At 39.4% G+C, this 13,246-nt stretch carries 13 protein-coding genes and 1 tRNA gene; 6 read left to right on the top strand and 8 right to left on the bottom strand.

The features are described 5' to 3' along the window. Positions 1-9 precede the first annotated feature (9 nt). From BN985_RS08460 to rpoN, 5 genes are all read right to left on the bottom strand, one after another. Entirely contained in the window at positions 10-1,191 is a 1,182-nt protein-coding gene (locus BN985_RS08460) for a phosphoglycerate kinase (protein ID WP_042222552.1), read from the bottom strand. Between the two features lie 150 nt (positions 1,192-1,341). Further along, positions 1,342-2,349, bottom strand: a complete 1,008-nt coding sequence (gene gap, locus BN985_RS08455) for a type I glyceraldehyde-3-phosphate dehydrogenase (RefSeq protein WP_042222550.1) — start codon at positions 2,347-2,349, stop codon at positions 1,342-1,344. A gap of 45 nt (positions 2,350-2,394) precedes the next feature. Next, positions 2,395-3,414: a sugar-binding transcriptional regulator gene (locus BN985_RS08450; protein ID WP_042222549.1), complete on the bottom strand. Its 1,020-nt coding sequence runs from the start codon at positions 3,412-3,414 to the stop codon at positions 2,395-2,397. Positions 3,415-3,679: 265 nt separating this feature from the next. Further along, a complete protein-coding gene (locus tag BN985_RS08445; protein ID WP_042222546.1) occupies positions 3,680-3,919 on the bottom strand; it encodes a glutaredoxin family protein in 240 nt (79 codons plus the stop codon). After that, on the bottom strand, positions 3,919-5,214 hold the full coding sequence (gene rpoN / locus BN985_RS08440) for an RNA polymerase factor sigma-54 (RefSeq protein WP_042222545.1): 1,296 nt from the start codon (positions 5,212-5,214) through the stop codon (positions 3,919-3,921). Before rpoN ends, BN985_RS08445 begins: the two co-directional genes overlap by 1 nt. 131 nt (positions 5,215-5,345) lie before the next feature. Here rpoN and BN985_RS08435 point away from each other — a divergent pair, with 131 nt between their 5' ends. Further along, positions 5,346-5,738, top strand: coding sequence for a ribonuclease HI family protein (locus BN985_RS08435; RefSeq protein ID WP_042222544.1), 393 nt, complete (start codon positions 5,346-5,348; stop codon positions 5,736-5,738). Positions 5,739-5,756: 18 nt separating this feature from the next. Next, positions 5,757-6,623 carry a YitT family protein gene (locus BN985_RS08430; protein WP_042222542.1) on the top strand — a complete coding sequence of 289 codons (867 nt, stop codon included), beginning with the start codon at positions 5,757-5,759 and terminating at the stop codon, positions 6,621-6,623. Positions 6,624-6,729: 106 nt separating this feature from the next. On the opposite strand, the gene BN985_RS08425 is transcribed toward BN985_RS08430, so the two are convergent. Together BN985_RS08425 and aroD are read right to left on the bottom strand one after the other, a co-directional pair. Further along, positions 6,730-7,644 carry a fumarylacetoacetate hydrolase family protein gene (locus BN985_RS08425; protein ID WP_042222541.1) on the bottom strand — a complete coding sequence of 305 codons (915 nt, stop codon included), beginning with the start codon at positions 7,642-7,644 and terminating at the stop codon, positions 6,730-6,732. 19 nt (positions 7,645-7,663) lie between these two features. Beyond that, complete coding sequence (gene aroD / locus BN985_RS08420) at positions 7,664-8,419, bottom strand: type I 3-dehydroquinate dehydratase (protein WP_042222539.1); 756 nt, start codon at positions 8,417-8,419, stop codon at positions 7,664-7,666. A gap of 194 nt (positions 8,420-8,613) precedes the next feature. On the opposite strand from aroD, the gene BN985_RS08415 reads away from it, so the two are divergent. Then, a complete protein-coding gene (locus BN985_RS08415; RefSeq protein WP_156960103.1) occupies positions 8,614-9,126 on the top strand; it encodes a shikimate kinase in 513 nt (170 codons plus the stop codon). A 56-nt stretch (positions 9,127-9,182) separates the two neighbouring features. Here BN985_RS08415 and BN985_RS08410 read toward each other — a convergent pair. Continuing rightward, positions 9,183-9,258 (bottom strand) — tRNA-Arg (locus BN985_RS08410). Between the two features lie 291 nt (positions 9,259-9,549). Between BN985_RS08410 and BN985_RS08405 the strand changes: the two genes are divergently transcribed. The 3 genes from BN985_RS08405 to BN985_RS08395 are packed head-to-tail and all read left to right on the top strand — an operon-like array spanning position 9,550 to position 13,206. Next, a complete protein-coding gene (locus tag BN985_RS08405) occupies positions 9,550-10,581 on the top strand; it encodes an ABC transporter ATP-binding protein (protein WP_042222535.1) in 1,032 nt (343 codons plus the stop codon). Then, positions 10,550-11,530, top strand: coding sequence for an ABC transporter ATP-binding protein (locus tag BN985_RS08400; protein WP_042222533.1), 981 nt, complete (start codon positions 10,550-10,552; stop codon positions 11,528-11,530). The genes BN985_RS08405 and BN985_RS08400 overlap by 32 nt, the downstream gene beginning before the upstream one ends. Before the next feature lie 50 nt (positions 11,531-11,580). Then, complete coding sequence (locus BN985_RS08395; protein WP_232225561.1) at positions 11,581-13,206, top strand: ABC transporter substrate-binding protein; 1,626 nt, start codon at positions 11,581-11,583, stop codon at positions 13,204-13,206. Positions 13,207-13,246: the final 40 nt, after the last annotated feature.

Here is a 13,246-nt window from a genome sequence, read left to right as displayed (position 1 = left end):
TTCCGTAAACTATTTATCGTTTAAAGCTTCAACACCTGGAAGTGCTTTTCCTTCCATGAATTCCAATGATGCACCACCACCAGTAGAAACATGGTCCATGTCTTCAGCATAATCGAACTTCTCTACTGCAGCAGCAGAATCTCCGCCACCGATAACAGTATAACCTTCTGTATTTGCAAGGCTCTCTGCAACAGCTTTTGTTCCACCAGCGAATACGTTAAGTTCAAATACGCCCATTGGTCCATTCCAGATCACTAGCTTAGAATCTGCAACAATTTGGCTGTATTTCTCACGTGTTTTTGGCCCGATATCTAATGCTTCCCAATCTGCAGGAATTTCTTCGATATCTACAATTTTGGTATTTGCCTCTTCAGAGAAGTCATCTGCTACAACGACGTCTACAGGTAATACAAAATTAACACCGTTATCTTTTGCTTTTTGCATGAACTCTTTTGCGAGATCAAGTTTATCTTCTTCTAATAAAGATTTTCCAATTTCATGGCCTTGTGCCTTGATGAAAGTATACGCAAGCCCACCACCAACGATAAGGTTATCTACTTTATCAAGAAGGTTATCAATTACATTGATTTTATCTTTTACTTTTGCTCCACCTATGATAGCTGTGAAAGGACGCTCAGGGTTTTCAAGTGCTTTACCCAATACTGCAATTTCCTTTTCTAATAGGTAACCAGCTACTGCTGGAAGCTTTTCTGCAACTCCTGCTGTTGAAGCATGGGCACGGTGTGCTGCACCGAATGCGTCATTCACATAGATGTCAGCCATATCTGCGAAGGCTTGAGCAAGCTGTTCTTCATTTTTTTCTTCTCCTGCTTCAAAGCGAACATTCTCTAATAGTAAAATATCGCCATCATTTAAGCGAGATAGAGCTTCGTTTACTTCACTACCATAAACTTCGTCTGTTTTCACTACTTCTTTGTCTAGAAGATCGCTAAGACGCTCTGCAACAGGGTCAAGACGTAATTCTTCGACAGCTTCTCCTTTAGGACGGCCTAAGTGACTTGCAAGGATTACCGTTGCACCTTGTTCACTAAGATGCTTGATTGTCGGAAGGGCTGCCTTAATTCTTGTATCGTCTGTAACCTCTCCGTCCTTCATTGGTACATTAAAATCGACACGACAAAAGACTTTTTTACCTTTTACGTCAATGTCTTGAAGTGTTTTCTTATTCATTAAAACAACCTCCTGCTTTATTAAATTATGTAGCGTATATAGCTTTTCCCTTAAAAAGATGTGGTTAACCATGTAACAAGCAAAAGACGAAGGAGGATTTTGCTCCTCCTCCGCCTGCTTTAATTAACCTGACTACTTGTAAAGTGAATCTTATAGTCCTTGTTTTTTAAGAAATGCAGCTAGATCTACACAACGTGAAGAGTAACCCATTTCATTGTCATACCAAGAAATTACTTTAACCATATTATCTTCAAGTACCATTGTTGATAGTCCATCAATAATTGAAGAATGTGGGTTACCTACAATGTCAGAAGAAACAAGTGGCTCTTCGCTGTATTCAAGGATACCTTTAAGATCGCCTTCTGCAGCTTCTTTTAATGCAGCATTAACGTCTTCAGCTGTTACGTTTTTATCCAACTCTACTACTAGGTCAACTAGAGAACCGTCTGGAGTTGGAACGCGAACTGCTCCACCGTTTAATTTGCCGTTTAATTCAGGAAGTACTTTACCTACTGCTTTAGCTGCACCAGTTGTTGTTGGGATAATGTTTTCAGCTGCTGCACGAGCACGACGGTAGTCTTTATGTGGCAAATCAAGGATTTGCTGATCGTTTGTGTAAGAGTGAATAGTAGTCATAAGACCACGCTTCACACCAAATTTATCATTTAATACTTTTGCATATGGTGCAAGACAGTTTGTAGTACAAGAAGCGTTAGAGATAATGTTATGGCTAGCTGGATCATATTGATCATCGTTAACACCCATAACTAGTGTAAGATCTTCGTCTTGAGCAGGTGCGGAAATAACCACTTTTTTCGCTCCAGCTTCAATGTGTTTCTGTGCATCTTCACCTTTAGTAAAGCGACCAGTTGATTCAATAACAACTTCTACACCAAGATCTCCCCACCCTAGATCTGCAGGGTTACGCTCAGATAGTACTTTAATTTCTTTTCCACCAACAACAAGGTTGGAACCATTTACTGAGATTTCTTGATCAAGTTTACCGTGAACAGAATCGTATTTTAACAAGTGTGCTAGCATATTAGCATCTGTTAAATCGTTTACTGCTACTACTTCTACTTCGTCATTTTTAAGTGATTGACGAAATACGTTACGACCAATTCTACCAAAACCATTAATACCTACTTTTACTGCCATGTATATTCCTCCTAAAAATAGAATCTAATTTTATATATAAAAGGGTTACCCCTTTAATATCTCTTTTGCTGCTGCTTCATCTGTAATCAGAAGATTGCTTTTCCCCTGTTTAAAATAAGAATCGATTGCTTTTCCTTTGGAGCTTCCGCCTGCGATGGTAACCACATGCTCGATTGTGTGAAGGTCCTCTAATTGAATGCCTACTGTTCTCACCTTATATACGACATTTCCCAGTGCATCAAAATAATAACCAAAAGCTTCACTAATAGCCTGCTTGTTTTGGAGTTCCACAGCTACCTCGTCCGGCGTTTTCCGGCGTCTTGCCATTGTCAGAGCATCCCCGATTCCGTGAAGAACAACTGTTGCTCCCTTCACATACTGAAGCGTTTCATTAATAGATGGCTCATTAATGATTGTCTGATAGGCAGATTCACTCAATGGATCTGGCGCATAAAGCAAACGATACTGAACCCCTGCTTTACTAGCCATTTCGGCTACGATAGTGTTGGCTTGGTTTTCTACTTTTTCACCAATCCCTCCACGTGCAGGTACAAATAAATAATTATTTGTCTTATCTAATGGATTCATTACATTGGCTACGGCTGCCATGGTTGTACCACCCGTAACGGCGATAATATCCTCGTGATCTACTACAGACTGAAGGAAGGAGACACAAGCTTTCCCCATTTCCTGCTTCACCCATTCATAATGATCACTATTCCCTGGGACAACAATAACCTTCTCAATATTCAATTTATCCTTGATTTGCTTTTCTAAAACACTTAAACCTTTAATTTCATTCATAAATTCGGCCAACTGTTCTAGAATTACCTTACCCTCTTTTGAGATATACATTCCTTTTGAGGTAACTTTTATAAGTCCCTGTTTTCCTAGGAAATCTACCTCACTGCGGGCGTTTCTTTCAGACAAACCGGTATTTTCCGCCAAACCGCGCCTGCCAATAGGTTGGAACAGGTCTACGCTATGAAGTACTGCATATCTTTGCTGCATGACTTCCACTAAGTCTGGAACTAGTTTTTTCTGCAAATCAATTAGATCACTCATTTAGATCCCCTCTTGCTGGACACAAAAAGTCCCAGATGGTTATATTATGTCCCGTTGACGACAAAAAAAAATAACATCTTTCTACAAACACATTATAGCATAGCCAAAATAATATACAAATAAAAAGCATGAGATATAAATGAAACTTCAATTGGCGGGGGCTTTCCTGCCTCCCCACCAATTGTTAGTTGAAAGAATCAGAACCAATACTCCCAATCGATCTCGCTTCCTGCCGTTAATAATAGATAAGAAATCCAATACTAGTTTATTTTATTATTGCAGCTTCGAGCACTTCTGGTTGGAGTTGTTCACCGTAAAATTGTGTTCTTCCGATCTCTACAACAGGTATCATAAGCTGATACTGCTCTAACCATTGATCATTCGTATAAATGTCCCGCTCTTCAATTTGAAATGAATGGATCAATTGTAAGCTCTCTAATAAATCCTTTGCTTGTTCACATAGTCCACAGTTTTCCTTCGTATATAAAATTATCGTTGATTGCATTATTTAGGCTCCTTGCGTTTTATTGAAGATGGGATATTTAGTTGCTCGCGGTATTTCATTACAGTTCTTCTAGCAATCTCAATACCAAACTCCTTTTTAAGTTTATCACGCAAAGCTTCATCTGAATAAGGGGAATGCGACACTTCATGCTCCACTATTTTTTTCAACAATAACTTAGCAGAGACGGATGCTTGCTGTTTACCATTTTTCTGTTTAATTCCAGATTGGAAAAAGAATTTAAGAGGTACTGCCCCATTTGTGGTTTGAACATACTTATTTGCCACTGCTCTACTTACTGTCGAAAGATGGATATTTAAATCTTCCGCAACATCTCGCAATGTTAGCGCTCTAATATAATGGACCCCCAATTCAAAGTATTGCCATTGCTTTTGAATGATTACATAAATGATATTTTCTAACGTATTGGCTCGGAAAACGAATGCACGGTTCAGTTTCTCAATCTCTTGTCGTTTCCTATTTAAAAAATGATGTGCTTCTTTCTGATGTGGGTTTATATGCTGATAGGTGGAGTCAATCGTTATGATAGGGGTACTCCATTTATAAAAAGAAACTTGCCATTTTCCCTCGCTTTTATAAATAAAAGCTTCAGGTACAACATTTTCCGTCTTTTTTGGCTGCAGCAACTGGCCTGGCTTGGGATGGCAATCTTTAATTTGATTCAGAATTTCCCGGACTTTTGTTGGTGTAACATTATATTCAGCTGAAATCTCTGCAATAGAAGCGCTTGCAATCCAATCTAAATGGTTTAATAATAAATCCTCTAAAAATGGAGCAATTCCCTTACTATATCGCTTTACCTGCAACAAAATACACTCTGTCAGATTTCTAGCCCCCACCCCTGCAGGTTCTAACTGTTGTAGTATCTCTAATGACTCCTGAATTTGTGCATCTGACGCGAGCTTTTCAGAGGCCCATTCTTCTATGGTTATATCTAAATAACCATCATCATTTAAAGAATCAATCCCATATTCTACTAGGTCGACCTTTTCGTCAGGAACATCAAGAAGTAGCAATTGGTCCTTCAATTTATCACCCATTGATCTTTCTCGTTCTTCCCATAAATTCGGGTCCAGTCCTTTTTGCGAGCTATCGTAAATATAATCTGTAAAGGAAGTAGAAATCTCCGTCTGATCAATTAAGGGATTTTCTTCGGCTATTTCTTCGATGTATTCCAATAGCTCTAAACCGGAGAACTGTAAAAGCTGAATCGATTGTAGAAGGGATTGATTCAACTTCCTTTGTAACCGCTGTTCCAGTTGAAATACCGTTTTCATTTCTCCCACCCCTGTTCCCAATTATATTTTGGCACACTTGTTTGTGACTGTCACGCACTGCTTTCTCATTTACTCTGTTGTCTATTTCTGGCTATAATAAAATATATCTATTAAAGGAGTTGCAGGAGAACATGATTGAAGTGTATACAGATGGCGCCTCCCGCGGAGATCCAGGCACTAGCGGTGCAGGTATATACATAAAACAGGGCAAGAATAAGTTTGAGTATGCCATTCCATTAGGTGAACTCTCCAACCATGAGGCAGAGTTTCTTGCAGTGATAAAAGCATTGGAAATTTGTGAAGAGAGATTTCCTGGTGAAATTATCTCCATTCGCTCTGATTCAAAATTAGTAGTAGATGTCGTAGAAAAGAATTTTACTCGCAATCAAAATTTTAAGCCATTTTTGGAGCAAATCAATCAAAAATCAACTGCGTTTTCTTATTTATTTATTAAATGGATACCTGAAAAACAGAACCCTCATGCAGACAGACTCGCAAAGCGGGCTATTAACGATATGATCTAAACAAAAGGAGTTTGCTTTATGCCACACAATAAAAGAAAGAAGGAAAGCATTGGTCATCTTATCATCAGATATATAATGCTTTTCTTTGGAGCAGCATTAGCAGCTGCATCTATTGAACTATTTCTCGTACCAAATGAAATTATTGACGGCGGGATTATCGGTACCTCTCTATTAATCACTTATCTAACCGGTTTTAGTTTTGGGGTCCTCGTTTTACTCATTAACATCCCATTCTTGTATGCCGGACTTAAACGCCTCGGAAAAGATTTTTTATTTTCCTCACTGTTTAGTATTTTAGCTCTTGCTATAGTGGAATCCTCGTTGCACCATATAGCTCCCATAACAGATGACACATTGCTGGCAACTGTATTTGGTGGACTTACACTTGGGGCAGGTGTGGGAATTGTCATCCGCAACTCAGGCGCATTGGACGGAACAGAGATTCTAGGTATCATATTATCGAGGAAAATACCTTTCTCTGTCGGGGAATTTGTAATGTTCATTAACATATTTATCTTCCTGTGGGCAGGCTTTGTGCTCGGTTGGGAACAGGCAATGTTTTCCATTCTAACCTATTACATTGCGTCCAAGACGATTGATGCTGTAGGGCAAGGTTTTAACGAAACAAAAGCCGCCCTTATCGTAACGAATTTAACAAGTGAAATTGCAGACGAGATAGGGGAAACGCTTGGTAGAGGTGTCACCAAGCTTTATGGTCAGAACAGCTACCAGGAAACCGACACGGAAGTTGTCTATGTTGTGGTGACGAGATTAGAAGTGGCCAAGCTAAAAACTATTGTTCATGGTATTGACCCATCTGCCTTTACCACCATTATGGACACACAGGAAGTACATGGAGGCAAGTTTAAAAGTAAAGGACACTGATTAGAGTTTATACCATTTAAAAGCCTAGCGATCTTGAATGATCACTAGGCTTTTGTGTTATTACATATGTGATTATGTCGTAAGTTAGCCATTGGATAAAACTCTTTTATCCGTAAGCCTCAACCTTGTTTTCCATTTTACCAATGTTCTCAATCTCTACCGTAACTAAATCGCCATCGTTTAAGAAACCTGGTGGGTCCATAGCAAGGCCGACTCCACTTGGTGTACCTGTTAGAATAATGTCCCCCGCTTCTAATTTCATAATGGAAGAGATAAATTCGATAAGGTATGGGATATTAAAAATCAGATGCTTTGTATTCGAAGATTGTCGTTTCTCCCCATTCACAAATGACTTTATTTCCAGATTAGCAGGATCAGCAATTTCATCTGCTGTCACAACCCAAGGTCCGACAGGTGTACTTCGATCAAGCGTTTTTCCCTGTAACCACTGTGGTGTACGTTTTTGTAGGTCACGGGCGGAAATGTCATTCCCAATGGTATAACCTAAAATATATTCCACAGCATGTTCTTGCTGAACATGTGAAGCTTCCTTTCCTATTACAATAGTCAACTCAGCCTCATAATCAAGCTTGTTAGTTAATGGGCTCTTCACAATGACGTCCTCTGGGCCAATTAAGGAATTAGCAAACTTGGCGAATAAAACAGGGTGTTCTGATATGTCACTTTTCATTTCTGCTGCATGCTCGGCATAATTCTTCCCAACACAGATGATCTTACCTGGTTTGGAAATTGGTGTTCCTAATTCCACTTCGTCCCTGTCAAATTGCATTGATTCTACCTGATTACTTTCAACATATGCCACTACTTGCCTTGCCTTTTCTACAGCTTCGAATCCACCTGTAAAAAAAGCAGTCGGATCTGCAGGAAATTCATATCTAGCTTCCCCACTTAATTCCAGTTGCTTATTTGCATCTTGTAAATCAAGTACTTTATCTGTATCTAATAATACCCCCATTTGAAACGGGCTATTTTTCTCTTTTCTGTAGCTGACTAGTTTCATATTATCACCTCAATAATTATTATGAATGCTGATGAATGATCTGTAATGCTTTTCTTAGTTCGGCAACCGAAATCTGACCTGGAGCTGAAGCTTGCTTTCCTGCAGCAAATGTTGCAGCACTTCCAAATACCTCACCTGAAAGACGACTTAACAAACCTAATTTCCCCATAGCCATGGTAATAAGGGGGCATTCTGATTTTTTTGCCTCCTGTGTTACATCTAACAATGTCAAAAGATCTTTCACGCTTTGTGGCATAACAGCAATTTTAGAGATATCAGCGCCTAGTGAGACCATCTTTTGTAGGCGAAAAAGCAAGGTTTCCTTTGCAGGTGTATGAGAAAACTCATGGTTTGATAGAATTATTTTTACACCTTGCTGCTTTGCATGGTCTATCGTTTGTTGCAGCATGCTCTCATCAGTGAGTAATTCCATATCTATGAGATCCACCTTATTTGAATCGAGGACAACGTTTAACAGGTTAAAGTAATCTTCTACATGCATTGGACAGTTTCCGCCCTCTTGTTCCGTTCGAAAGGTAAAGATTAATGGGATGGCAGGTAATTTTTCTCGTAATAAGCGAAGTATCTGCTCTACAACCGAGAAGTCAGCGACACGTTGAAAAAAATCAGCACGCCATTCAAGTAAATCAGGTTTTAATTCTTCTATGTATGTAATCTCTTCTAGTAGTTCCTTCTCTGTCGCTCCCATTAAAGGAACAATAATCTTAGGTATTCCTTCTCCTACTGTAACGTCTCTCACCTGAATTGGATTCATCTACTTTCCCTCCCGCGGTTATTAAGTTAACACTATTCTATCATCTTTATCACAATATTTTTAGTTAATTTGATAGTTGTTTTTCTTGGTAGATCTAAGCGGCGTTATCAAAACAAATCTATTTAGAAACACCGTTACAAATTTGGATGTTTCCCCTATACTAGAATAAATCATATTTTGAAATGAGGGTGACGATGAACCGGGAAGATAAAAAAAGTATTGCTTTAACTGGATTTATGGGTGTTGGAAAAACTTCTATTGGACAAGCCCTAGCGAAAAAGACAGGGAGACAGCTAATCGATATTGATGCAGAGATAGAAAAAGTGCATCAGCTCACTGTACCGGAAATTTTCCGTGAATATGGAGAAGCATATTTTCGGGAGAAAGAAAAGGAAATGATTGATAAATATAGTAAGGTAGATAAGAAAGTTCTTTCTCTAGGTGGCGGGGCTTTTCTGCAGCCTGAGGTGAAAGATATATGTATGGCCAACTGTTATGTCATTCACTTAGAGCTTTCTTGGGGAAAATGGGTCAAGCGCTGTGAGCAACTCATTGAAACAAGACCCGTCCTACAAGGGAAGAGTCTTGAGGAAATGAAAGCTCTGTTCCATGATAGAGAAAAAATCTATCAGACATACCATCTAAAAATCAACACAGACCATTTATCCATCGACGAAGCCGCTGAAGAAATAATACTTTCATTATAAGAACAAAAAGAGACAGCTCTTGGTTTTTTCCAAAAGCTGTCTCTTTCTTTTTATAGCGCGCCCGGAGGGATTCGAACCCCCGACAAACCTGGTACCGGAAACCAGTGCTCTATCCGACTGAGCTACGGGCGCAAATTCTATTTCTTAAATAAGACACATAGGCTATTATAACTCCCCTGAATGTCAGATACAAGCATTTTATTAAAGAAAAACTCGTATTCGCTCATTTTTTAGCGAGTGTTTAAGTTTTTCTTATAGTTAGGACTTCTAATCTCTAACTATATACCCTTTGCTTCCTGGATAAAGTTTTTTACTTCTCTAATTTGAAAAAAGGAACGAAAGTACCATTTTTTACTAGTAAGTTATTAATCCATGGGCATGTTTCATATAATTTACGAGCAGCAATCTATGAGGAGGAGTCCTATGCAAAATGATTCATCACTTCTTGAAGTAAGAAACCTGCATACACATTTTTTTACCAAATCCGGTGTGGTGAAAGCAGTTGATGGGGTGGACTTTTCTGTGAAACCAGGAGAAACACTAGGAATCGTCGGTGAATCCGGTTCAGGAAAAAGTATTACAGCATTATCCATTCTTGGTCTAATTCCTTCTCCCCCAGGGCGGATTGTGGATGGAGAAGTATTGTTTAAGGGTGACAACTTATTGAAAAAATCTCCTAAAGAGATGCGGTCAATTCGAGGAAAAGAAATTGCCATGGTTTTTCAGGATCCCATGACTTCACTTAACCCAGTACTTACCGTAGAAAAACAAATGGTTGAAACCATTTTGACTCATGAAAAGCTAACTAGAAAACAAGCTTTTGCTCGGGCATTGGAGTTATTAGACCTTGTTGGAATACCAGATGCCAAAAATAGAATTCATAATTACCCACATGAATTTAGTGGGGGCATGAGGCAACGAGTTATGATCGCAATCGCTTTATCATGTAATCCCTCCCTGCTCATTGCAGATGAGCCAACTACCGCTTTGGATGTTACCATTCAAGCGCAAATTTTAGAGTTGTTTAAAAAAATGCAGAAAGAACTCGATATGGCAATCGTTATGATTACACATGATCTTGGTGTAGTGGCCGAAGTATGTGACAGGGTGATGGTGATGTATGCAGGAAAGCCGGCAGAATACACGGAAACAACAAAGCTTTTTGATAATGGAAAACACCCTTATACACTCGGACTTATGCACTCGATCCCCAAAATAACGGAAAAAAGGCAAAAACTAGAAGCTATTACGGGTATGCCACCTGATCTGCGTTCTCTCCCTATTGGCTGTAGTTTTGCACCACGCTGTAAATATGCAATGGAGAGTTGTCTGGAGTCTGATCCCCTGTTAAAAAATGTGGCAGACGGCCATGCTGTCAGATGCTTTCTTCATGACGACGCTTTCAGCAAGGAGGAATCATTCAATGAGACCATTATTGGAAGTGAAAAATCTTAAAAAACATTTTCCTATAAAAGGTACTTCCCTATTTTCGCGAAATAAAGAAATGGTAAAAGCAGTGGATGGTATTTCATTTTCTATAAAACACGGGGAAACACTGGGCTTAGTCGGGGAAAGTGGCTGTGGCAAATCTACTGCGGGTAGATCCATATTAAAATTGACAGAACCCACCGAGGGACAGCTTATTTATAAAGGAGAGGATATAACCACTTTTCGTGGAGAACGTATGCGAAAACTACGTAAGGAAATGCAGCTAATTTTTCAAGACCCTTATGCTTCTCTAAATCCACGGAAAACAATTGAGCAGATTATTACGGAGCCAATGAAAATATTTGAGATAGAGAAAGCAACACGGACGGAAAAGCTGAACCGCTTATTAGATGTAGTTGGCTTGAGTTCCTATCATAAGTCTCGCTACCCTCATGAATTCAGTGGCGGACAGAGACAACGGATTGGCATTGCCAGATCTTTGGCACTAAATCCCGAGCTTGTCATATGTGACGAGCCAGTCTCCGCCTTGGATGTGTCCATACAAGCCCAAGTTATAAACTTGTTAGAAGAACTCCAAGAGGAATTTAAATTAACATACCTTTTTATCGCACATGATTTAAGTGTTATCCACCATATAAGTGATCGAGTCGCCGTCATGTATTTAGGTGAGCTTGTCGAGATTGGCGATGCAGTAGAAGTCTATGAATCACCCAAACACCCTTATACACAGGCTCTTCTATCTGCTGTACCAAAAGCAAATCCTCATCAAGAAAAGGAGAGAATCATCCTAAAAGGTGATCTTCCATCACCAGCCAATCCACCAAAAGGATGTAAGTTTCATACTCGCTGTCCATTTGCCGAAGCAATTTGTCGTAGTGAAAAACCGAATATGAAACAAGTATCCTTATCAGGGCAAATGGCCGCTTGCCATTTTGCAAAGGAGGTGATGAATTAATCATACTGCTTCTAGAAACATTGAAAGAAATCATACGAGGGGGATTCATATTGATAAACAAAAAATGGTTTGGAATACTGGTCTTGTTGTTTGCGATGTTACTTGTTGTTAGTGCGTGTACCGGTGATGATGGCGATTCTAGTAACGAATCAGGAAAAGAGAAGGATACTGAAAATGCCACGGGTGATAAAACACTCATATTTGGCCGCGGAGCAGATTCCATTCAATTAGACCCATCAAAAGTAACAGATGGCGAATCCATTTATGTTACAAACCAGATTTATGACACACTTGTACGTTATGAGGAAGACAGTACAGAAGTAAAACCAGCACTCGCAACAGAATGGACCCCAAGTGAAGACGGATTAACGTGGACTTTTCAGTTACGTGATGATGTTACTTTCCATGATGGTAGTGAATTTACAGCAGAGGACGTAGTCTTTAATTTCGAGCGCTGGGCGACATCGGCAGAATTTATCTATTATGGTTATATGTTTGGAGCTTCGGAAGAGGATTTAGGTGGCATCATTGAATCCGTGGAAGCTACTAGTGACTACGAAGTTACTTTCACCTTAAGTGAGCCTAATGCTCCATTTCTACAAACACTGGCAATGCCTCCATTCGGAATTGCCAGCCCTGAAGCAGTTGAAGAACATGGAGAAGACTATTTTAAAAACCCTATTGGCACAGGACCATTTGTTTTTAGTGAATGGGTTCCAGATGACAGCATTACGGTTATCAAAAACGAAGAATATTTCGGAGATACAGCAAAGGTAGATAAAGTTATCTTCCGTACTATCCCTGATAACGGTGCGCGTTTTATGGAACTGCAGTCAGGTTCCATTGATATGATGACTGGTTTAAACCCACAGGATATTCAAACAATTGATGCAGATGAAAACTTACAGATTATCGAACGACCATCGATGAATGTTAGTTATATGGCGATGAACACAGATAAAGAAGGACCACTTGCAGAAAAAGAAGTTCGTCAGGCAATTAACCTAGCTATTGATAAAGAAAAGCTTGTTTCTTTATATGAAGGTATTGGCAAGCCTGCTAAAAATCCTCTACCACCTTCATTATGGGGATTTAATGATGACATAGAAGACTATGGCTATGATATTGAAAAAGCAAAAGAATTACTTGCTGAAGCAGGATTCGCTGATGGTTTTGATATTACTCTAAATACGTTTTCAAATCCGAGACCATACATGCCTCAGCCTAAAGTGAGTGCACAGGCAATCCAGGAAATGTTGAAAGAAGTAAACATTAACGTAGAAATCATCGAAAGCGACTGGGATACCCATTTGTCCCTCACAGAAAATGGGGAACATGACATGGCCTTTTTAGGCTGGACCGGTGACAATGGCGATCCGGACAATTTCCTTTATGTTTTACTCGATAAAGACAATGCAAAAGTAGGTTCAGCTGGAAACATTGCTTTCTATAAAAATGATGAAGTCCATGATTTGCTTAAAGCTGCACAAACAGAGATGGACCAAGAAAAACGAACAGAACTGTATTTGGAAGCTCAGGAATTAATTCATGAGGATGCGCCTTGGTTCCCGATTGCTCATACGACGCCTCCAATTGCGGCAAACCAAAAGGTAAGTGATTACGTGCCACATTCTACTGGAAGTGAACCTTTTAATATGCTTGATATTCAAGAGTAATTCATTTTGAACAGGAGTGCTGCCTTTATGTACAGGGCAG

It is taken from the genome of Oceanobacillus manasiensis, from assembly GCF_000724085.1.
In the GTDB taxonomy this organism is placed as follows: domain Bacteria; phylum Bacillota; class Bacilli; order Bacillales; family Amphibacillaceae; genus Oceanobacillus_B; species Oceanobacillus_B manasiensis.
The sequence above is the reverse complement of the archived record's forward strand: the minus strand, read 5'-3'. Positions and strand labels throughout refer to the sequence as shown.